Raw genomic sequence first — 20,157 nt, 5'->3', positions numbered from 1 at the left:
GCCGGCGACATAGGCCGCGTGGTGCTTCGAGTGGTGCAGCTCCATGATCCGCGCCGAAATATTCGGCTCCAGGGCCGCGTAATCGTACTGCAGCTCGGGCAAGGTATAAATAGCCAAAACGACTCCTCATTCTCGTCGGCACCCCGCGGGACGCGGGTGCGCTGTTCTTCGTTACTGCATCTCCGCGTAGCTGGCGGAAAACTCGTGTATCAGTGCTCGAGCATATCCAAGGGAACGCTCGCCTCGGTGCCGGGTATTCCCAATTCAGAAGCCCTTTTGTCGGCCATGGCCAAGAGCCTGCGAATGCGACCGGCAATCGCGTCCTTGGTCATGGGCGGTTCGGCCATGCGGCCGAGCTCATCCAGGGACGCCTGCTTGTGCGCCACTCGCAGGGCGCCGGCGTACTTGAGGTGTTCGGGCACTTCCTCGCCCAGGATCTCCAGGGCGCGGTCGACCCGGGCACCGGCGGCGACGGCGGCCTGGGCCGAACGGCGCAGGTTCGCGTCGTCGAAGTTGGCCAGGCGGTTGGCCGTGGCCCGCACTTCCTTGCGCATGCGGCGTTCTTCCCAGACCATCAGTGCGTCGTGGGCGCCCATGCGGGTGAGCAGCTGCGCGATGGCCTCGCCGTCGCGGATGACCACCCGGTCCACGCCGCGGACCTCGCGGGCCTTGGCCACCAGGCCCAGGCGCCTTGCGGCGCCGACCAGTGCCAGTGCGGATTCGGGGCCGGGGCAGGTGATTTCCAGGGCAGAGGACCGTCCGGGCTCCGTCAGGGAGCCGTGGGAAAGGAAGGCTCCGCGCCACACGGCCTCGGCATCGGCGGTGGAGCCGTTGACGATGACCGAGGGAAGCCCGCGCACCGGTCGGCCGCGCCCGTCGAGCAGGCCGGTCTGGCGCGCCAGGGCCTCACCGTCGCGCACCACCCTGACCACGTAGCGGTTGCCGCGGCGCAGGCCGCCGCCGGAGACAACGATGATTTCCGAGGTGTGTCCGTAGACCTCGGCGATGGCGGCACGAAGCCGCCGGGCGGTGGAGGCGAGGTCAACCTCGGCCTCGATGACGATGCGTCCGGAAATGATGTGGAGTCCACCGCAGAATCGCAGCATGGTGGATACCTCAGCCTTGCGTTCGGATGATCTCCGAATCTCAAGCCGGGACAGCTCGTCCTTGACGGAAGCCGTCAGTGCCATGGATTGTTTCCTAACTGCTGGGCTCGTCTGTGCTGAACGTGGTGAACACGTCATGGTATGCGGCGGCAAGTCTCAAGGGGTCGTGGACTGCGCGTCCGGCACCAACCCCTACTTTACCGAAAAAGGTGCGGGCACCTAGCCGGGCTGCCGCCTGGGTGAATGCCTCGTGGTCCGAAATGGTCGTCGGGTCCGCCAGCACGGCGTCCAGACGCAGCTGGGGCGCGTACCGGGAGATGACCTCCAAGTGCGCCGCCGCGTCCATCCCGCCGGTCTCGGCGGTGTTGGTGGAGAGGTTCATGGTCAGCAGCCGGCGGGCGGGCGTGTGCTGCAGCGCCTCTCGCATTTCCGGCAGCAACAGGTGCGGCAGCACCGAGGTGTACCAGGACCCGGGGCCCAGCACCACCCAGTCCGCCAGCTCGATGGCGTCCAGCGCCTCGGTGCAGGCGGCGGCGTCCGCGGGTTCCAGGCGAACGTTGGAGACCAGGGCGCTCTCGCCGGCCTCGGCGAGCTTCGCCTGTCCCGAGATGCGGCGCCGGACCAGCCCGGTGCCGGCGTCTTCCTGCAGCACGTCTCCGGTGATCGTCAGCGGGGTGATGCTCATGGGCAGGACCTGGCCGCGGGCGCCGAGCAGCGCTCCGGCCCAGCGCAGCCCCGCCACCGGGTCCTTGAGCAGTTCCCACAGCGCCACGATCAGCAGGTTGCCCACCGCGTGCTTGTCGAGTGAGGCGGTGGATCCGGGCTTGGAGGTGAAGCGGTGCTGCATGACATCGCGCCAGGTCCTCCCCCAGTCGGTGTCGTCGCACAGGGCGGCAAGGGCCATGCGCAGGTCCCCGGGCGGCAGCACGTCGAGTTCCTCGCGCAGGCGCCCGGAGGAGCCCCCGTCGTCGGCAACCGTGACGATGGCAGTCAGGTCGGTGGTGAGCCGGCGCAGTGCGGACAGGGAGGCGGAGAGCCCGTGGCCGCCGCCGAGGGCGACCACGCGCACCACCTGGTTGTCCTCGGCGGAACGTGCGGGGGGCTGGATGGGGATGGGACCGGTGAAAAACGCCATGGCGGACTACTCGCGCCCCAGGTCCCTGTGCGTGATGTTCACCCGGACGCTGGGCAGCTGGGCCAGTCGGCGACCGATCTCCTCGGCCGTGGCCACGGAGCGGTGCTTGCCGCCGGTGCAGCCCACCGCGATGGTCGCGTAGTGCTTGTTTTCCCGGCGGTAGCCCTCGAAGACCGGCTCGAGGGCAGAGATGTAGCGCTCGATGAATTCGGCCGCGCCCTTGGCCCCGAGCACGTAGTCGGAGACGGGTTTTTCCTTGCCGGTGTGCGGGCGCAGTTCCGGGACCCAATGCGGGTTGGGGATGAAGCGGACATCTGCGACGTAGTTGGCGTCGGTGGGCAGCCCGTACTTGAAGCCGAAGCTCATCACGTTCAGCCGCAGCACGATCGGCCCGGACTCGGAGAAGAGCTCGGTGATGGAACGGGCCAGGTCGTGCACCGACATCTCGGTGGTGTCCACGACGATCTCCGCGGCATCCTTCAGCTCGCGCAGCACCTCGCGCTCGCGGTTGATCCCGTCGACGATCCGTTCGTCCCCCTGCAGCGGGTGCGGGCGCCTGCCCTGTTCGAAGCGGCGCACGAGCAGGTCGTCGGCCGCGTCCAGGAAGAGCACGCGGTACACGATGCCGGCGCTGGTCAACGCGTTCAGGTTCTCGCGCAGCTGCGGGAAGAGCGACTTGGAGCGCACGTCCATGACCACTGCAAGCTTCGGGATGGAGCCCCCGGAGTGCGCCACGATCTCGGTGAGCATGCCCAGCAGGGTCGGGGGGAGGTTCTCCACCACATACCAGCCGTGGTCCTCCAGGGCGTGGGCGGCGGTGGTGCGGCCGGCGCCCGACATGCCGGTTATCACGAGGAGTTCGGACTCGGGAGGTTTCACGGGGGCAAGCTCGGAGGTCATGCCCCTAGCCTAGTCGCCTTTTCGGGCAGAACCGGCTAGTCAAGCACCTCTCCGGTCGCCATGTTCACTGCCGGCGCACCGGTGCCGGCGGCCGCCAGCGCGTCGAACACCGTTGCTGCAAGCACCGGACCGATGCCCGGGACCTTCGTGAGTTCCGCGACGGAGGCGGCGCGCATCTTCTTCATCGACCCGAAGTGCTTGCGCAGCGCCTCGCGCTTGGCCGGGCCCAGGCCGTCGATGGTGTCAAGCAGCGAGGTGGTCATCGAGGCCGAGCGCTTCTTGCGGTGGAAGGTGATGGCGAAGCGGTGCGCCTCGTCACGGATCCGCTGGACCATGTACAGCGCGTGGGAGGCCCGCGGCAGGATCACCGGGAACTCGTCCTCGGGCAGCCACAGCTCCTCCAGGCGCTTGGCCAGTCCGACGACGTAGATGTCGTCGATGCCCAGGTCGGCAAGCGCCCGGGAGGCGGCGGCGACCTGCGGCGGCCCGCCGTCGACGATGACCAGCGAGGGCGGGTAGGCGAACTTGCGCGCCGGCATGCGCTCGGACGCGTCGGCAATGTCAATTTCGCCGCTGACCATCGGGACGGTGTCGGCCATGTCCGCGAGGTAGTTCCTGAAGCGGCGGGAGATCACGTCGTACATGGAGGCGGTGTCGTCGCGTGCGGCGTCCCCGGTGATCGCGAACTTGCGGTAGTCGCTCTTTTTCGGCAGCCCGTCCTCGAACACCACCATGGAGGCGACGACGTTGGTGCCCTGGGTGTGCGAGGCGTCGTAGCATTCGATGCGCAGCAGCGGGATCGGCAGCCCGAGCGCGTCCTGGAGTTCCTGCAGCGAGGCCGAGCGCGTGGTCAGGTCCCCGGCGCGCCGGGACTTGTGCAGGCGCAGCGACTGTTCGGCGTTTTCGCGCACGGTTTCGGCCAGCGTCGCCTTGTCCCCGCGCTGGGGTACGCGCAGCGAGACGGCCGAGCCGCGGCGCTCGTGCAGCCAGGCAGCGACGTCGGCCGTGTTCTCCGGCAGCACGGGAACCAGCACCTCCCGCGGGATCCTGTCGTCCCCGGCGGCCTCGCCGTAGACCTGGGTGAGCAGGTGCTCGATGAATTCGGCAGGAGTGGAGTCCTCGACCTTTTCCACGACCCAGCCGCGCTGGCCCCGGATGCGCCCGTTGCGCACGTGGAAGACCTGCACGGCGGCCTCGAGCTCGTCCTCGTGCACCGCGAAGATGTCGGCCTCGGTGTTTTCGGCCAGCACCACCGCGTTGCGCTCGAAGACCCGGCGCAGCGCGGCGATGTCGTCCCGGTGTCGGGCCGCCTGTTCGTATTCGAGCCTGGAGACCGCATCGGCCATCTTGGATTCGAGTTCCTTGATGAAGCGGGTGCCTTCCCCGCCCATGAACTGGCAGAGGTCCGCGGCGAGCTGCTTGTGGTCCTCGGGGCTGATGCGTCCCACGCAGGGGGCTGCGCACTTGTCGATGTAGCCCAGCAGGCAGGGCCGCCCGGAGGATTCGGCGCGCTTGAAGACCCCGGCGGAGCAGCTGCGCACCGGGAAGACGCGCAACAGCGTGTCGAGGGTCTCGCGGATGGCCTTGGCCGGGTAGAACGGGCCGAAGTACTTGGTGTCCTTGCGCTTGTCCCCGCGCATCACCTGGGCGCGCGGGTACTTCTCCCCCATCGTCACCGCGAGGTACGGGTAGGACTTGTCGTCGCGGAAGACGATGTTGAAGCGCGGGTTGAATTCCTTGATCCAGGTGTACTCCAGCTGGAGGGCCTCGAGCTCCGAGCCCACGACCGTCCATTCCACGGAGGTGGCGGTGTGCACCATGGCGTGGGTCTTGGGGGTCAGCGACGCCGGGTTGGCGAAGTAGGAGTTCAGGCGCGAGCGCAGCACCTTGGCCTTGCCGACGTAGATGACCCGTCCCACCTCGTCGCGGAAGCGGTACACCCCGGGGTTCAGCGGGATGTCCCCCGTCGCGGGGCGGTAGCTTCTTGGGTCTGCCACGTCTGCGCCTTCGGTGCTAGTCGGTGATCGGGGTTTGGTTGTAGGCGTCCACGCGCTCCTGGCCGGTGAGTTCCGCGATGGCATCGACGATCGCATCGGTGGCGGCGCGGCGCTGCGGCAGCGGGTGCTTGCGGCCCAGGTGCTCGAACTGCAGCGGCTTGCCGAACGCGAGGGTGAAGTGGTGCGGCTTGATGGTGTTCCTGCCGGCGGGCTGCAGGTTTTCGGTGCCGATCAGGCCCACGGGAACCACCGGGGCCCCGGTGCTCAGCGCCAGCCAGCCCACGCCGGTTCGCCCGCGGTAGAGCATGCCGTCGCGGGAGCGGGTGCCCTCCGGGTAGATGCCGATGCCGCCGCCGGTTTCCAGGATGTCTACCAGGGATTCCAGTGCCGCCACGGAAGCTGCCTGCTCCCCGCGCTGCACCGGGATGGAGCCCACGGATTCGAAGAAGGTCTTCATGGCCTTGCCCCTGAGGCCGGGGGTGGTGAAGTACTCGGCCTTGGCGAAGAACGCCACGTCTCGCGGGGTCAGCGCCTGGATGATGATCGAGTCCAGGAAGGAGAGGTGGTTGGAGGCGATGATGACGGGCCCGGTGCGCGGCACGTTTTCCAGGCCGGTGACGGTGGGACGGCACAGCCCCGAAAGCAGCCCGCGGATCGAGGAGCGGGTCATGGTGTACAGGCTCATTTAGGCGCTGGCTCCCTTGGTGGTGGCGGCCATGAGCGATTCGCGGACCGCTTCCCCGGCGGCATTTCCCAGCAGCAGGTCGGCCAGCCCGGGAAGGTCGGCCGCATGGGCGCCGGCCCCGGCGGCAGCCAGTTCGCCGTCCTCGGCGAACCCCCAGCCGGCGCCGATGGACGCCATGTTGTTCTCGTGGGCGGCCTCGATGTCGTAACGGCGGTCCCCCACCATCACGCAGCGTGCCGGGTCCAGGTCGTGTGCGCGGATAGCGGCGGCGATGATGTGGGTCTTGGACGAGGATGTCCCGTCGCCCTCGTCGTCGTTGCCGAAGATCCCGTCGAGCAGCGGGGTGATTTCCTGCACCGCGAGCAGCTCGCGGGCAATGTGCGTGGGCTTGGCCGTGGCCACCAGCACCGTGGTGCCGGCGGCGCGCAATGCTGCCAGCAGCTGCTTCACGCCCGGGTAGGGACGCGAGGCGGCCATGCCGGTTTCGGCATATTGTGCGCGGTAGGCGGTGATCAGCGAACCGACGTTTTGGGCGGTGACGCCGTCGATGGTGGCAAGCCCAATGGTCAGCGGCGGGCCGATGAGGGAACGGAGTTTTTCTTCACCCGGGTCGGGGATCTGCGCCTGCGTCAACGCATGGCGGATACCCGAGGTGATGGCCCCGGCCGGATCCACGAGGGTTCCATCGAGGTCAAGGAGCACGGCGGAGGGAGCATTCATCACTGTTGTATTCTCGCATGGACTGGGCGCATCCGCCGTTCGTGCATGCCCGAAGCGGCATACACGAACGGCTTTGCCACCTAGCCGAGCAGCGGCGCGAGGAACTTTCCGGTGTAGCTGCCGCTCACCTTGGCGACCTCTTCCGGGGTGCCGAGCGCGATGATTTCGCCACCGCCGCTGCCGCCCTCCGGGCCCATGTCGATGACCCAGTCCGCGGACTTGATCACGTCGAGGTTGTGTTCGATGGTGATGACGGTGTTGCCCTTGTCGACCAGGCTCTGCAGGACCAGCAACAGCTTGCGGATATCCTCGAAATGCAGGCCGGTGGTGGGCTCGTCAAGCACGTAGATGGAGCGGCCGTTGGAGCGTTTCTGCAGTTCGGCAGCCAGCTTCACGCGTTGCGCCTCGCCGCCGGAGAGCGTAGTGGACGCCTGTCCGAGACGGACGTAGCCCAGCCCCACGTCCACCAGCGTGCGCAGGTGGCGGGCGATCGGGGTGAAGGCGGCGAAGAATTCCGCGCCTTCCTCGATGGGCATGTTCAGCACGTCGGCGATGGATTTCCCCTTGTAGTGCACTTCCAGGGTCTCGCGGTTGTAGCGCGCACCATGGCAAACCTCACACGGGACGTACACGTCGGGCAGGAAGTTCATTTCGATCTTCAGCGTGCCGTCGCCGGAACAGGATTCGCAGCGGCCGCCCTTGACGTTGAAGGAGAAGCGGCCCGGCAGGTAGCCGCGGACCTTGGCCTCGTTGGTCTCCGCGAAGAGCTTGCGGATGTGGTCGAAGACCCCGGTGTAGGTGGCGGGGTTGGAGCGCGGGGTGCGGCCGATGGGCGACTGGTCGACGTGGATGACCTTGTCGAGGTGTTCGAGGCCCTCGACGCGGGTGTGCCGCCCGGGCACCTGCTTGGCGCCATTAAGCCTGTTGGCCAGCACCTTGTAGAGCACGTCGTTGACCAGCGTGGACTTGCCCGAGCCGGAGACGCCGGTGACGGCGGTCAGCACACCGAGCGGGAAGCGTGCGGTGAGGTCCTCTAGGTTGTTCTCGCGGGCCCCCACGACGGTGACCTGGCGCTTCTTGTCGATCGTGCGGCGCTTGGCCGGCACCTCGATCTTCTTGCGTCCGGAGAGGTAGTCGCCGGTGATGGAGCGGGTATTGGCCTTCAGGTCCGCCAGGGAGCCCGAGTGCACCACCTCGCCGCCGTGTTCGCCGGCGCCCGGGCCGATGTCAACGATCCAGTCGGCCTCGGCGATGGTGTCCTCGTCGTGCTCGACGACGATCAGCGTGTTGCCCAGTGAACGCAGGCGCGTCAGTGTCTCGATGAGTCGGCGGTTGTCACGCTGGTGCAGGCCGATGGAGGGTTCGTCGAGCACGTAGAGCACGCCAACCAGGCCCGAGCCGATCTGCGTCGCCAAACGGATGCGCTGGGCCTCGCCGCCCGAAAGCGTCCCGGCGGGACGTTCCAGGTTCAGGTATTCGAGCCCGACGTCCAGCAGGAAGCGCAGCCGTGCCTGGATCTCCTTGAGCACCTGGTTGGCAATCTGGGCCTCGCGGCCGGTCAGCACCAGGTTCTCGAGGAAGTCCGAGCATTCGCGCATCGGCATGGCGGAGACAGCGGCAATGGATTTGCCGTTGATCAGCACGGACAGGGAGGCAGGGTTCAGCCGTGCGCCATTGCATTCCGGGCACGGGATCTGCCGCATGTACTCTTCGTACTTGTCCCGGGCATTGTCGGATTCGGTTTCGAGGTGCTTGCGGTGGATGTACTGCACCACGCCCTCGAAGCCGGTTGAGTACTTGCGTTCCCGGCCGAAGCGGTTCTTGTACTGCACGACGACCTTGTGGTCCTTGCCGTGCAGGATGGCCTGCCGGGCCACCGCGGGAAGCTTGTTCCAGGGGGTTTCAAGCGTGAAGTCGAGTTCGGCGCCCAGGCCCTCCAGCAGGCGGTTCCAATATTCACTGGTGGCGGTTCCGAGCGACCACGGCGCGATGGCGCCTTGCCCCAGCGGCATGTCAACGTCGGGAATGATCAGGTCTTCGTCGACCTCAAGGCGCGTGCCAATGCCGCTGCAGGCGGGGCAGGCGCCGAAGGGGTTGTTGAAGGAGAAGGAGCGCGGTTCGATCTCGTCGATGGCCAACGGGTGTTCGTTGGGGCAGGCAAGGTTTTCGGAGAAGGCACGCACGCGGCCCTCGTCTTCCGGATCGAGGTCCACGAAATCAATCAGGACCCTGCCCTCGGAGAGATTGAGTGCGGTTTCGATGGAGTCGGTCAGGCGCTGGCGCACGGTGTCGTTGATGGCCAGCCGGTCGATGACGACCTCGATGGTGTGCTTGAACTGCTTTCCGAGCTTCGGCGGATCGCTGAGCTGAATCGTTTCCCCATCGACGCGCGCCCGGGAGTACCCCTTGGAGCCCAGCTCCTTGAACAGGTCGACGAACTCGCCCTTGCGGCCGCGCACGACCGGCGCCAGGACCTGGAAACGGGTCTTGGGTTCAAGCTCGAGCAGCTGGTCCACGATCTGCTGCGGGGTCTGCTTGGTGACGGCTTCGCCACAGACCGGGCAATAGGGACGCCCCACGCGAGCCCAGAGCAGGCGCATGTAGTCGTAGATTTCCGTGATGGTTCCCACGGTGGACCGGGGGTTCTTCGACGTCGACTTCTGGTCGATCGACACCGCCGGCGAGAGCCCCTCGATGAAGTCGACATCGGGCTTGTCCACCTGGCCCAGGAACTGGCGGGCGTAAGCCGACAGGGACTCGACGTAGCGTCGCTGCCCCTCGGCGAAGATGGTGTCAAAGGCCAGGGAGGACTTGCCGGAGCCGGAGAGGCCGGTGAACACGATCATCGCGTCCCGCGGCAAATCCAGGTCGACGTTGCGTAGATTGTGTTCGCGCGCACCCTTGACCACCAAGCGGGTCAGGTCGTGCGGACGGGGGGTTTCGAGGGAGCGGGAAGTAGCCACCAGATCATGCTAATCGAAAACTGGTTCGAATTGCGCGCACTTGTGAGCAATACGACCCAGGGCTATCCAACCTGCGAACTGAACGCCGCGCGAAGGTAGCCGACAGCCGCTTTTTCGGAGATCCCCCAGCGTGTCGCAACAGCCGCAAATTCCGAGGCGGCGTCCGCCACCGCGACGGATCCTTCATCACCGGTGGCCTGGACGATGGTGCCGTGACGCCCCCGGGTCACTACCGCACCGCTGGCTTCCAACTCCTTGTAGACCTTTGCCGCGGTGTTGACCGCGAGCCCGAGTTGTTCGGCGAGCGCCCGAACCGAAGGCAGCTTGGTTCCTGCCTTGAGTCGTCCCTTCGAGATGGCAACGAGTATCTGTTGCCTGACTTGTTGGTAGGGGGCGGTCTTGTCGGTGCTGTCGAGAGCGATGAATGCCAGTGGGTTGCTGTCCATGTGTGCCGTCCTTCGTTGGTACTGGGGGCAGGGCCTTCGTTTCAGACTATCGCGTGGCCATCGCCGCGCCACGTAAGGTGTTCGCATGAGTGAACTCTTCCTTGACCTCGCCGATGCGACCGTCCGGTCCGTGAGTGTTTCCGAAATGTCCAACAACATCTACCTGGTGACATCGAAGGGTGATGGCTCGCAGTTGCTGATCGACGCCGCCGACGATGCGCCGGCCATCGACGGCCTGGTCGAGTCGGCTTCCTCCGACTCAAAGGTTGCGACGAAGCTGGAAGGCATCGCGACGACGCACCAGCATTGGGACCATATTCGGGCCCTGAAGGAATACGCCGAGCGCACCGGGGTCACAACCTTTGCGGGAGCTGAAGACGTCGCAGGCATTGCGGCCGGTGCCAATGTGGCTATCGACGTTCCTTTGAAGCACGGCGACACGGTTTCGGTCGGATCCGTCATTCTGGATTGCGTGCACCTGCGTGGCCATACCCCCGGATCCATTGCCTATGTGCTTCGAGACAGCGGGGGTGCCACGGTGATCTTCAGCGGCGACTCCCTGTTCCCGGGAGGCGTGGGAAACACCCAGAACGATCCGCAGCGCTTCACTTCGTTGCATGATGACGTTACGACCCGGCTCTTCGAGCAGTATCCGGATGAGTCCCTGGTGCTACCCGGGCACGGGGCCACCACGACGTTGGGTGCGGAGCATCCAAATTTGGCCGAATGGCGCGTCAGGGGCTGGTAGGCACAATACTGTCGGTGGAGCCCGGCGGAGGTGATTCCGGTGTTCCCGGCAACGGCGGGGCCATGGCTCGGTACATCTGCCCACTGGGCGTTTTTATCAGGATCGTGTGCCGGGGACCCAGAATCACGAATTCTTCCCACCCGGAAGTTTCCTTCGTTTGGTTGCACCGAACACATCGGCCATCGGCGTTGACTTCCGTCGTCTTTCCACCCCTGGCCACTTGGTAAACGTGGTCATGGTGGCGGATCGGGGCGTCGCAGTAGGGTGTGCGGCAGAATTGATCACGTATGGAGATCAAGTCCTTCAGTTTCTGCGGAAGAATCCGTGCTTCCGACTCCATGGCTACGAGTTGGCCACTGACCGGCGCCGTGTACAGGCGACGAACCCACGCTTCGGCTTCGTTTTCACCGTCAGGACCGGTTCGGTCCCCAGCCATCAGCCAACGTGCGTACTCTGCGGATACGATGCCATAGCCTTTGATAAATGCCGGTTCGCTATCACCGGCAAGCAGGGATCGGTCGGTCATCACGACGTTTATCATTAGCGGCGGGCGCGAGGCCATTTCCTGCCCGGTGACGCGCTCCACGACAATGTCCGCCATGACCTGTGCTTCCGTGCGCTTGTCCTCAGTGGAGCGGCGCTTGGAGGCCGCCTTGGCCAGCGCTTCCTTGAATGCGACGCCCTGAATCACTGGGAGCAGGCCGCTCACTCGCATCATTCCATCGGGGGTGGGCGTCACAGTTATGCGTCGCTTATTCATCGCGTCGCCATGATTGATCATTTCGGCCGCGTTGCTGAAAGCAAGTACTTCCTTCTTGACGCGGGCCAAGAGTCCCTTGTCGCCGACACCGTCAAACGCCCCACGTTCGCCGGCGATTTTCCGGTCAATCAATTCACGGATACCGGGGTCCAGCTGATTGGTTTCGCGAACCAAGAGCATGGCACGATCTTCGTTTAGCTCTCCGCGCTCGAGGGCATCATAGGTATAGGGCATGTGTTCGATCATGGATCTCGAATACGAGATAAACCGCGAGCCCAGACGTTGGGCTTCCTTGCGGGCCAGTGCCACTTCGGCGCCGGCACCGCGGTTCGGGTACTCCTTGTACGCGCCTTCGGCTTCATGCCGGGCAATGATGTCCTGCTCAAGCCCGTAGGCTTCCTTGGCTTGGGCCGCGCAGATTGCGGCCTTGGTCCTTTCCATGGCCGCAATCCGGGCTACCCTTACTTGCTCCCCCACGTTTTGGGGCAGGTGGGTCACGGCTACACCCATGTCGTCGAGGAAATCGACGTACTCATCACCGGGCTTTTGCGCCAACGCGCGTTCCCTGGCGGGCCTGACCATGTCAGCCGGTATATGGCGATGGCCAAGGAGGATTTCCCCGGCAACCTCCGCGGAGAGTGAACTCGGGTTCGATAAGTATCCTTCGCACTCTTCGAACATATGTACTACTATATGCCTGTTCGAAACAGATGTGAAGAGCTTGATGAATTTTCTGATCCACAAAACATCAGGTCAGAGGCTATGTATAAAAAACTTTCCAAATCCGCTGGGAATCGCGGGTTGAACCCCTTCTGCCTACTTGAAGCTCATGCCCTGAGCTTCGCAGGCCCTCTTGAACAATTCCCTGTCCTGGATGACTGGCACACTGGACCCATCTGTGTACACCGCAGCGCGAATCAGCTCGGTTGAAGAAGCTGCGCCGTGTTCCGCGGCCTTTGCCATGTTGGTGCGACCGACGCTTCCGTCGTCCGTGTATCCACTGCCAAAGTGAATGCAGGCAGTGTTTCCCTGAACGTCGCGCTGGCGGAACTCGTCCACGGAGGGTCCGGCACAGGCCCCAAGCATCAACGTCGCCACGGCGAGCGCAGGCAAGAGTCTATTCTTCATGCCTTCACCATATGAGATGGCAATGCTCCCAGGGCAATCTAGCGCTTGCGGCCCACCATGAAGATGCGGCGGAACGGAAACAGTGTCACCGTTCCACCCCGGTGGTCGTCGATGGCCGGATATGCCTCGGCAACCAATTCCGCATACCGGGCTTCGAACTCGGAGGCGTCTGCCTCGTTTAGCTTGGCGAGGATGGGGCGCAAAGCGGTGCCGCGAACCCATTCCAGGACCGGATTCGTGCCGGAAAGGATCTGTCCGTACGTGGTTTCCCAGACATCCGACTCAAACCCGGCATCCAGCAGGATCTTCAGGTAGTTGACGGGCTCCCCCGCTGCGTCATCGTGCCGCAGCACGCCGGCCAGCTGAGGCGCCCAACGCTCCGATTCCGCGAGCTGCCGCATCAGGGTGTGCGAGGGCGAACCAAAGTTGCCCGGGACCTGGGCTGCGAACCACGCCCCGGGGGCCAATGCCTCCAGCCAGCGGGCGATCAGCTGCCGGTGTTCAGGGATCCACTGCAACATGGCGTTGGAGACCAGTACGTCGGTTTCCGGCTCCGGCATCCAGGTCGTCGCATCGGCGGACTCGAAGGAAAGGTTGTCGGCATGCTGCTTGGCGCGTGCCTGCTCGATCATTTCCGTCGACGAATCCAGACCGATCACGCGCGCGTCGTGCCAGCGCTCGGCCAGTGAATGCGTCAACGGCCCGGGGCCACACCCCATATCCACCACCAGCCGCGGCGTCGCAGCGGTGATACGGGCCGTCAGATCATAAAACGGGCGGTCGCGGTGATCAGCAAACTCAACGTACTTGTTCGGGTCCCACTTCATAGACACAGCTTAAGCGGAAGGCCCCTCGTAAACCGATAGTCTTGGACACATCATGAAACTTACCGAGTTGCTGCCCAACACTCCCCCACGCGGTGCCACCGCCGAATCGACCTATGAAGCCTTCATCAAGTGGGTGGAGGACCGCGGCATCGGGCTATACCCGGCGCAGGACGAGGCCGTCATGGAATTCGTTGGCGGCAACAACGTCATCCTGGCCACGCCCACGGGATCCGGCAAGTCGCTGGTGGCGGTCGCCGCGCACTTCCACGCGCTGGCCCGCGGCGAACGCAGCTACTACACCGCGCCGATCAAGGCGCTGGTCTCGGAAAAGTTCTTTGACCTGTGCAAGATCTTCGGCGCGGAAAACGTCGGCATGGTCACCGGGGACTCCTCGGTGAACCAGGATGCCCCGATCATTTGCTGCACCGCCGAGATCCTCGCCAACATCGCCCTGCGCGAGGGCAAGAACGCGGACCTGGGCCCGGTGGTGATGGACGAGTTCCACTTCTATTCCGACCCGCAGCGCGGCTGGGCCTGGCAGGTGCCGCTGCTGGAACTCCCGCAGGCGCAATTCCTGATCATGAGCGCCACCCTGGGCGACGTGGGCAGGTTCGAGGACGAGCTGACGCTGCGCACCGGGCGCGAAACCACCACCGTGGCGCACGCCGAACGCCCCGTCCCCCTGCACTACTACTACTCGCAGGACCCGGTGCAGGAAGCCATCGAGGAACTGCTGAGCACCAAGCAGGTGCCGATCTACGTGGTGCACTTCAGCCAGCTCGAGGCCATCGATCGGGCCAGCGGGCTGATGAGCATCAACGTCTGCACCCGCGAGGAAAAGGACCGGATCTCCGAGCTCATCGCCGGATTCAGATTCGCCCCCGGCTTCGGCAAGACCCTGAACCGCCTGGTCCGCCACGGCATCGGCGTGCACCACGCCGGCATGCTGCCCAAGTACCGCCGGCTGGTCGAGCAGCTGGCCCAGGCCGGCCTGCTCAAGGTCATCTGCGGCACCGACACACTCGGCGTGGGCATCAACGTGCCCATCCGCACGGTGCTGATCACCGCGCTGTCCAAGTACGACGGGGTGCGCACCCGCGTCCTGAACGCCCGCGAATTCCACCAGATCGCCGGACGCGCGGGCAGGGCCGGATTCGACACCGCCGGGACCGTCGTCGTGCAGGCGCCCGAGCACTCCATCGAGAACAAGAAGTCCATGGAGAAGGCGCTGGCCAAGTTCGGCGACGACTCCAAGAAGTTGCGCCAGGTGACCAAGAAGAAGCCACCGCAGGGGTTTGTGTCGTGGGGCGAGAAGACCTACGACCGGATCATCACCTCCACCCCCGAAACGCTGAACTCCTCCTTCGCCGTGACGCACTCGATCCTGCTGAACCTGCTGGCGCGCGAGGGCGACTCCTTCGCCGCGGCACGCCGGCTGCTCACCGAGAACCACGAGCCCCCGGTGCGCCAGCGCGCCCTGCAGCGCAAGGCGCTGGGCATCCTGCGCGAGCTGCTGGCCACCGGCGTCGTCGAACGCCTGGAGCACCCTGACAAGCACGGGAACATGCTGGCCCTCACGGTGCACCTGCAGGAGAACTTCGCGCTGAACCAGCCGCTGTCCCCCTTCGCGCTGGCGGCCCTGGAGCTCTTCGACGCCGAGTCCCCCGGTTACGCGCTGGACGTGGTCTCGGTCATCGAGGCCACGCTGGAAAAGCCGCGCCAGGTGCTCGCTGCCCAGCAGAAGAAGGCCCGCGGCGAGGCGATTGCCGCGATGAAGGCCGAGGGCATGGAGTACAACGACCGCATGGCAGCGCTCGAGGAGGTCAGCTACCCGCAGCCGCTGGCCGAGGTGCTGGGCAACGCGTTTGAGCAGTACCGCGCCGGCGCCCCCTGGCTCGGCGACTTCGAGGTGGCCCCCAAGTCAGTGGTCCGCGACATGTACGAACGCGCCATGAGCTTCAGCGAATACGTGCAGTTCTACTCGCTGGCCCGCTCCGAGGGCGTGCTGCTGCGCTACCTCACCGACGCCTTCAAGGCGCTGCGCCAGACCGTGCCGCAGGACGCGCTGCGCGAGGACCTCGAGGACCTCATCGAATGGCTCGGGGAACTGATCCGCCAGATCGACTCCTCGCTGCTGGACGAATGGGAGGAACTGGCCAACGGGGTGCTGCACGAACCCGACGCCGAGATCATCCCGCCGGCCCCCGAGCGCCTGACCTCCAACGAGCGCGCCTTCCGCGTGATGGTCCGCAACGAGATGTTCCGCCGCGTGAAGCTCTTCGCCGACGAGCAGGACGCCGCCCTGGCCGAGCTGGACGGGCACTCGGGCTTCGGCGCCGACGCCTGGGCCGATGCCATGGACGCCTACTTCGAGGAGCACGAGGACATCGACGACGGTCCCGGCGGCCGCGGTCCCAACCTCCTGCTGATCACCACTTCCAAGGAGTCGTGGAAGGTGCGGCAGGTGTTCGCGGACCCGGCCAACCACCATGACTGGGGCATCGACGCGAGCGTGAACCTGGCGGACTCCGACGAGGCAGGCTACCCGGTCATCACGGTGACCAAGGTGGGACGCCAGGACTAGGTTCCACACAGACAAATGCGCCCGCCGGATCGATTCCGGCGGGCGCATTTGTCTGTGCTCAGAAGCCCAGCAACTTGGTCAGCGGCAGCACCTGGTTGTGGGCCACCAGCACGATCGGCACCACCAGCCCGGCCAGCGCGTACACGGAGACCGGCACGCAGAGCAACCACTCGCGCACGGACCCGGCCCGCCCCAGCACCGGGATCGCAATCCGTCCGCCGGGCTTCCACACGTCCCTGAGCAGCGGCATGCGGCGGATGAAGCGCGGGGAACGGATCCGGATCGGCCAGATCAGGTTGCAGCCGCCGACGGTGAGCATGTCCCCGGCAATGTGCACCGCGCAGCCCACGGCCACCGCAAGCACCAGCCAGTTCTGCTCGTCGGGCGAGAAGATCGCCACGAAGATGCCCGCCGGGACCGAGATCAGCCACGGCAGCTTCGCCATGGTGTCGGGAATGAACTTCAGCGCCTTCAGCGCGAACGACACCAGCAACACCGCCAGCAGTCCGGCGCCCGGATAGATCAGCCCGTAGCGGGAATTCTCCATGGTCCACATCCCCAGCACCCACGCCATGAACGTGAATGCCGCGATGCCCAGCAGCGAGTGCGTGCCGTTGCGGTGCCCGCCGGAGACCTCGCCGATGCCCGCGCAGATCGCGTTGGACACCGGCGGCAGCGAGTGCGCGATGGTGGCCCGGCGGTGGTCCGCATCGGGCAGCAACGCCGCCCCGGCGCAGACCATCGCCCCTGCAACCCCGGCGATCGGGCTCTGTTCCAGCAGGCCGAAGCCCAGCGGGATCGCGTCGGGCAGCCAGTGAAGGCGCTCGGGGAGACTCCCGGTGGGGAGCATGAAATTCGTGGTCAACGCGATCCAGGCTGCTGCGCCGGTGGCCGCGTGGTGGCCGCCCATCATATTGCTTGGTGCCGTCCTTGCTTTGGTTCTTGCTTCTCGATCGCCCCCTACCTTAGGGGCGCGCACCCACGCGTTGGATTCACGGCACGCATGCGCTCCCGGTAGGCTTGGTCACATGTCTTTGATTCGCCCAGCACAGACCTCGGACGCCGCCGCAATCCTGGATCTCATCCACGAATTGGCCATCTTTGAGCGCGAGCCCGACGCCGTGAAAAACACCGAGGACCAGCTGGTGGCCCACCTCTTCGGGCCCGACCCGCAGGTGTACGCCCACGTGGTCGAGGACGAGGGCACCGTGCTCGGCTTCGCCCTGTGGTACCTGACGTACTCGACGTGGGAGGGCACGCACGGGATCCACCTGGAGGACCTGTACGTGCGCGAAACCGAGCGCGGTTCCGGGCACGGGAAGGCATTGCTGGGCACCCTGGCGCAGATCGCCGTGGAGCGCGGATACCGACGCGTGGAGTGGAGCGTGCTGGACTGGAACTCCCCCGCCATCGGCTTCTACGACTCGCTCGGCGCCGGATCGATGGACGGCTGGACGGTACGCCGCCTCGAGGGCGACGCACTGGCGGAACTGGGGGCGTCGATATGAGCACCACCCATACCTTCCGCGGGATGAACACCACCGAGCACCACTTCGAGCTCCCCCTGGACCACGCCCGCCCGGCGGGCGAAAAGATCACGGTGTTCGCCCGCGAGATCTCCTCCACCAAGCACGAGGACCCCGCCGCGCTGCCGTGGCTGCTCTTCTTGCAGGGCGGCCCGGGCGGGAAATGCCCGCGCCCGGCATCGCTGACCGGCTGGATGGCCGAAGCCGCCAAGACCTTCCGCATCCTGCTGCTGGACCAGCGCGGCACCGGGGGCAGCACCCCGGCCAACCGCCAGTCCCTGCCGCTGCGCGGGGACGCGGCGGCGCAGGCCACCTACCTCACGCACTTCCGCGCCGATTCGATCGTGCGCGACGCCGAGGCCATCCGCGAGGCCCTTGGGATCGCCAAGTGGAGCACCTTCGGGCAAAGCTACGGCGGTTTCTGCACGCTGACCTACCTGTCGATCGCCCCGGAAGCGCTGGAGCGCTGCATCGTCACCGGCGGGCTGGCCTCGCTCACCGCAGACGCGGACACCGTGTACCGGGCGACCTACCGGCGCATGGCCGAGCGCAACACGGAATACTTCGACTGGTACCCGCGCGACCGCCAGGTGTTGGGTGAGATCGTGGCGCACCTGGCCCACACCGAGGAGCACCTGCCGGGTGGCCGGCCGCTCACCGTGCCGCTGGTGCAGATGCTCGGCCAGTTCCTGGGCGGCAACACCCGGGTTCACTCGCTGCACCACGTGCTCGAGGGGGCCTTCATCGACACCCCGGGCGGCAGGCGGCTCTCGGACTCCTTCCTGGCCGCGGTCGCCGAGCAGGCCGACCGCACCACCAACCCGCTCTACGCGCTGCTGCACGAGTCGATCTACGCGCAGGGCTCGGCCACCAATTGGTCGGCAGAGCGGATTCTGGAGGAATTCCCCGCCTTCTCCCCCACGGCCACCGCACCGCTGCTCACCGGAGAAATGGTGTACCGCTGGTACTTCCAGGACGATGCGGCCCTACGCCCGCTGGAGGAAACCGCGCGCGTCCTGGCCGAGCACGACGGCTGGGAACCGCTCTATGACCCCGCGGTCCTGGCCGCCAACACCGTGCCGGTGGCAGCGGCCGTCTACGTCCACGACGTGTATGTGGACAGGGAGCTGTCGCTTCATACCGCCGCCGCGGTGGGCAACATGCGGGTGTGGGAAACCGACGAGTTCCACCACGACGGAATCGGCGACGAGGGCGCAATGATCTTCGCGAAGCTGCTGGAAATGAGCAACGAGGAACGCTAGGAGCGCACGACCTCGCGCACGCTGAAGGCTGCGACCACCAGGATGAAGGCCAGGCACAGGTAGCCGAGCCCGGCATAGCCCAGCCAGGCCAGCAGCAGCCCGGAGCCTGCGGCACCCAGCGCCCCTGCAGCACCCATGAGGGTGTCGGAGACGCCCTGGACCAACACGCGGCGCCCGCGCTCGACCCTTGCGGCCAGGAACGCGGAGCCGGAGACCGTGCACATTGACCAGCCCAGGCCCAGCAGCACCAGCCCGGTGGTGACGGCGGCGCGTGAATCGGCACCCAGCCCGGCGACCAGCACCGCGGCCACCAGCATGCCCTGTCCCGCCAGCATCATCCGCGGCTGCCCGATCCGATCGGCCAGCGAGCCGATGAACGGGGAGAGCGCGTACATGCCGGCGATGTGCAGGGAGATCACGAACCCGATGACGACCAGGATGTCGGCGGTTCCCCCGTGCATTTCGTGCCCGGGGATGGCAGCCAGGTCCTTGAGATGCACCGGGGTCATCGACATGACGCCGACCATCACCAGGTGCGCCACCACGATGGTGGAGATGCCCAGGGTTGCCCCGGGCGAGGCTCGCACCGCCACCAGCCCGGTGGCCAGCGAGCCGCGACGGCGGCCCACCGCCGGCGGGTGCGGGGCCACGCCGTCGGCGGCCTCCCAGGCGCGGGCCAGGTCGATGGGGTCCGGGCGCAGCCCGATGTTCAGCACCAGGATTGCCAGCACCATCCCGGCCAGGGAAAAGAGGAACGGCCCGCTCATGGGCGGCAGCCCCAGCCCCTGGCCCAGCACCGCGCCGGGTCCGATGAGGTTCGGGCCCGCAACCGCGCCGATCGTGATGGCCCAGACCACCAGCCCCAGGTCGCGCCCGCGGGTGGCGTCGTCGGCAAGGTCGGTGGCGGCGAAGCGCGCCTGCAGGTTCGCCGCGCTGCCCACCCCCAGCAGCGCCGCCCCGAGCATCAGCATCGCGAAGCTCTGCAGCACCGGCGCCAGCATCATGCCGATGGCGCCCAGCGCGGCCAGGAAGTAGCCGAAGGACAGTGCCACGCGGCGGCCGCGCTTCACTGCAAGCGCCGCAAGCGGCAGGGCACTGAGTGCGCCGGCGACCGAGATCGCGGTGGTCGCGGCCCCGGCAAACGCGTTGGAACCGGTCAGCTCCACGGCCATCAGTGAACCAATGGCCAGCCCCGCACCGTTGCCCACGCCGCTGAGCAGCTGGGAGGCGGAGAGGATGGCCACGGTGCGGCGCTGGGCACGCGCACGCTCGGTCGCAAGGTGGGTGGCTGCGGGGATCGGGGATGTACTCACGCGCCCCAGCCTAGCAACGGACTGACGGTTAACGGCCGTGGGGGGCCCCCCCCCCAA

The 20,157-nt window shown here is 66.3% G+C and carries 17 protein-coding genes and 1 pseudogene; 4 read left to right on the top strand and 14 right to left on the bottom strand.

Annotated features, from left to right (window positions below; translation table 11 throughout):
- The 9 genes and pseudogenes from ACLQ7E_RS01370 to ACLQ7E_RS01330 all read right to left on the bottom strand — a co-directional run.
- Positions 1 to 117 (bottom strand): annotated as a pseudogene (locus tag ACLQ7E_RS01370) (superoxide dismutase); the annotation flags it as partial.
- A 92-nt stretch (positions 118 to 209) separates the two neighbouring features.
- A complete protein-coding gene (gene whiA / locus ACLQ7E_RS01365; protein ID WP_217387744.1) occupies positions 210 to 1,190 on the bottom strand; it encodes a DNA-binding protein WhiA in 981 nt (326 codons plus the stop codon).
- Between the two features lie 10 nt (positions 1,191 to 1,200).
- The gene (locus tag ACLQ7E_RS01360) at positions 1,201 to 2,241 is read right to left on the bottom strand and encodes a gluconeogenesis factor YvcK family protein (RefSeq protein ID WP_411730735.1); all 1,041 of its coding nucleotides are present in this window, start codon (positions 2,239 to 2,241) and stop codon (positions 1,201 to 1,203) included.
- 6 nt (positions 2,242 to 2,247) lie between these two features.
- Positions 2,248 to 3,141 (bottom strand): RNase adapter RapZ, encoded by an 894-nt coding sequence (gene rapZ, locus ACLQ7E_RS01355; RefSeq protein ID WP_411730734.1) that lies wholly within the window; start codon positions 3,139 to 3,141, stop codon positions 2,248 to 2,250.
- A gap of 35 nt (positions 3,142 to 3,176) precedes the next feature.
- Positions 3,177 to 5,138 (bottom strand): excinuclease ABC subunit UvrC, encoded by a 1,962-nt coding sequence (gene uvrC / locus ACLQ7E_RS01350; protein WP_411730733.1) that lies wholly within the window; start codon positions 5,136 to 5,138, stop codon positions 3,177 to 3,179.
- Positions 5,139 to 5,154: 16 nt separating this feature from the next.
- The gene (locus ACLQ7E_RS01345) at positions 5,155 to 5,823 is read right to left on the bottom strand and encodes a lysophospholipid acyltransferase family protein (protein ID WP_411730732.1); all 669 of its coding nucleotides are present in this window, start codon (positions 5,821 to 5,823) and stop codon (positions 5,155 to 5,157) included.
- Positions 5,824 to 6,543 carry an HAD hydrolase-like protein gene (locus tag ACLQ7E_RS01340; RefSeq protein WP_411730731.1) on the bottom strand — a complete coding sequence of 240 codons (720 nt, stop codon included), beginning with the start codon at positions 6,541 to 6,543 and terminating at the stop codon, positions 5,824 to 5,826.
- An 80-nt stretch (positions 6,544 to 6,623) separates the two neighbouring features.
- The gene (uvrA, locus tag ACLQ7E_RS01335; protein ID WP_411730730.1) at positions 6,624 to 9,506 is read right to left on the bottom strand and encodes an excinuclease ABC subunit UvrA; all 2,883 of its coding nucleotides are present in this window, start codon (positions 9,504 to 9,506) and stop codon (positions 6,624 to 6,626) included.
- Positions 9,507 to 9,568: 62 nt separating this feature from the next.
- Complete coding sequence (locus ACLQ7E_RS01330; protein ID WP_411730729.1) at positions 9,569 to 9,952, bottom strand: GntR family transcriptional regulator; 384 nt, start codon at positions 9,950 to 9,952, stop codon at positions 9,569 to 9,571.
- 85 nt (positions 9,953 to 10,037) lie between these two features.
- Between ACLQ7E_RS01330 and ACLQ7E_RS01325 the strand changes: the two genes are divergently transcribed.
- On the top strand, positions 10,038 to 10,700 hold the full coding sequence (locus tag ACLQ7E_RS01325) for an MBL fold metallo-hydrolase (RefSeq protein ID WP_411730728.1): 663 nt from the start codon (positions 10,038 to 10,040) through the stop codon (positions 10,698 to 10,700).
- Here ACLQ7E_RS01325 and ACLQ7E_RS01320 read toward each other — a convergent pair.
- From ACLQ7E_RS01320 to ACLQ7E_RS01310, 3 genes are all read right to left on the bottom strand, one after another.
- The gene (locus ACLQ7E_RS01320; RefSeq protein WP_411730727.1) at positions 10,687 to 12,015 is read right to left on the bottom strand and encodes a DUF222 domain-containing protein; all 1,329 of its coding nucleotides are present in this window, start codon (positions 12,013 to 12,015) and stop codon (positions 10,687 to 10,689) included. The genes ACLQ7E_RS01325 and ACLQ7E_RS01320 overlap by 14 nt on opposite strands.
- Positions 12,016 to 12,276: 261 nt before the next feature.
- Positions 12,277 to 12,588 (bottom strand): hypothetical protein, encoded by a 312-nt coding sequence (locus ACLQ7E_RS01315; protein WP_411730726.1) that lies wholly within the window; start codon positions 12,586 to 12,588, stop codon positions 12,277 to 12,279.
- 38 nt (positions 12,589 to 12,626) lie between these two features.
- The gene (locus tag ACLQ7E_RS01310; RefSeq protein ID WP_411730725.1) at positions 12,627 to 13,415 is read right to left on the bottom strand and encodes a trans-aconitate 2-methyltransferase; all 789 of its coding nucleotides are present in this window, start codon (positions 13,413 to 13,415) and stop codon (positions 12,627 to 12,629) included.
- A 52-nt stretch (positions 13,416 to 13,467) separates the two neighbouring features.
- On the opposite strand from ACLQ7E_RS01310, the gene ACLQ7E_RS01305 reads away from it, so the two are divergent.
- A complete protein-coding gene (locus ACLQ7E_RS01305; protein ID WP_411730724.1) occupies positions 13,468 to 15,999 on the top strand; it encodes a DEAD/DEAH box helicase in 2,532 nt (843 codons plus the stop codon).
- A gap of 58 nt (positions 16,000 to 16,057) precedes the next feature.
- On the opposite strand, the gene ACLQ7E_RS01300 is transcribed toward ACLQ7E_RS01305, so the two are convergent.
- Positions 16,058 to 16,912 (bottom strand): metal-dependent hydrolase, encoded by an 855-nt coding sequence (locus tag ACLQ7E_RS01300; protein ID WP_411730723.1) that lies wholly within the window; start codon positions 16,910 to 16,912, stop codon positions 16,058 to 16,060.
- 115 nt (positions 16,913 to 17,027) lie between these two features.
- On the opposite strand from ACLQ7E_RS01300, the gene ACLQ7E_RS01295 reads away from it, so the two are divergent.
- Together ACLQ7E_RS01295 and ACLQ7E_RS01290 are read left to right on the top strand one after the other, a co-directional pair.
- The gene (locus tag ACLQ7E_RS01295; protein ID WP_411730722.1) at positions 17,028 to 17,507 is read left to right on the top strand and encodes an N-acetyltransferase family protein; all 480 of its coding nucleotides are present in this window, start codon (positions 17,028 to 17,030) and stop codon (positions 17,505 to 17,507) included.
- The gene (locus tag ACLQ7E_RS01290) at positions 17,504 to 18,787 is read left to right on the top strand and encodes an alpha/beta fold hydrolase (protein ID WP_411730721.1); all 1,284 of its coding nucleotides are present in this window, start codon (positions 17,504 to 17,506) and stop codon (positions 18,785 to 18,787) included. Before ACLQ7E_RS01295 ends, ACLQ7E_RS01290 begins: the two co-directional genes overlap by 4 nt.
- Here ACLQ7E_RS01290 and ACLQ7E_RS01285 read toward each other — a convergent pair.
- Complete coding sequence (locus ACLQ7E_RS01285) at positions 18,784 to 20,100, bottom strand: MFS transporter (protein WP_411730720.1); 1,317 nt, start codon at positions 20,098 to 20,100, stop codon at positions 18,784 to 18,786. The two genes, ACLQ7E_RS01290 and ACLQ7E_RS01285, sit on opposite strands and share 4 nt — an antisense overlap.
- Positions 20,101 to 20,157: the final 57 nt, after the last annotated feature.

The sequence above is a fragment of the Paeniglutamicibacter sp. genome (assembly GCF_046714615.1).
Taxonomy (GTDB): Bacteria; Actinomycetota; Actinomycetes; order Actinomycetales; family Micrococcaceae; genus Paeniglutamicibacter.
Note: the sequence above shows the minus strand (reverse complement) of the source record. Positions and strands in the feature narration are given on the sequence as shown.

Bases quoted from the DNA above. Each gene is read 5' to 3' on its own strand.
- ACLQ7E_RS01305 (WP_411730724.1), top strand. From the start codon at position 13,468: ATGAAACTTACCGAGTTGCTGCCCAACACTCCCCCACGCGGTGCCACC.
- ACLQ7E_RS01310 (WP_411730725.1), bottom strand. From the start codon at position 13,415: ATGAAGTGGGACCCGAACAAGTACGTTGAGTTTGCTGATCACCGCGAC.
- ACLQ7E_RS01290 (WP_411730721.1), top strand. From the start codon at position 17,504: ATGAGCACCACCCATACCTTCCGCGGGATGAACACCACCGAGCACCAC.
- ACLQ7E_RS01330 (WP_411730729.1), bottom strand. From the start codon at position 9,952: ATGGACAGCAACCCACTGGCATTCATCGCTCTCGACAGCACCGACAAG.
- ACLQ7E_RS01325 (WP_411730728.1), top strand. From the start codon at position 10,038: ATGAGTGAACTCTTCCTTGACCTCGCCGATGCGACCGTCCGGTCCGTG.
- ACLQ7E_RS01345 (WP_411730732.1), bottom strand. From the start codon at position 5,823: ATGAGCCTGTACACCATGACCCGCTCCTCGATCCGCGGGCTGCTTTCG.
- ACLQ7E_RS01295 (WP_411730722.1), top strand. From the start codon at position 17,028: ATGTCTTTGATTCGCCCAGCACAGACCTCGGACGCCGCCGCAATCCTG.
- ACLQ7E_RS01315 (WP_411730726.1), bottom strand. From the start codon at position 12,588: ATGAAGAATAGACTCTTGCCTGCGCTCGCCGTGGCGACGTTGATGCTT.
- ACLQ7E_RS01340 (WP_411730731.1), bottom strand. From the start codon at position 6,543: ATGAATGCTCCCTCCGCCGTGCTCCTTGACCTCGATGGAACCCTCGTG.
- whiA (WP_217387744.1), bottom strand. From the start codon at position 1,190: ATGGCACTGACGGCTTCCGTCAAGGACGAGCTGTCCCGGCTTGAGATT.
- rapZ (WP_411730734.1), bottom strand. From the start codon at position 3,141: ATGACCTCCGAGCTTGCCCCCGTGAAACCTCCCGAGTCCGAACTCCTC.
- ACLQ7E_RS01300 (WP_411730723.1), bottom strand. From the start codon at position 16,912: ATGATGGGCGGCCACCACGCGGCCACCGGCGCAGCAGCCTGGATCGCG.
- ACLQ7E_RS01360 (WP_411730735.1), bottom strand. From the start codon at position 2,241: ATGGCGTTTTTCACCGGTCCCATCCCCATCCAGCCCCCCGCACGTTCC.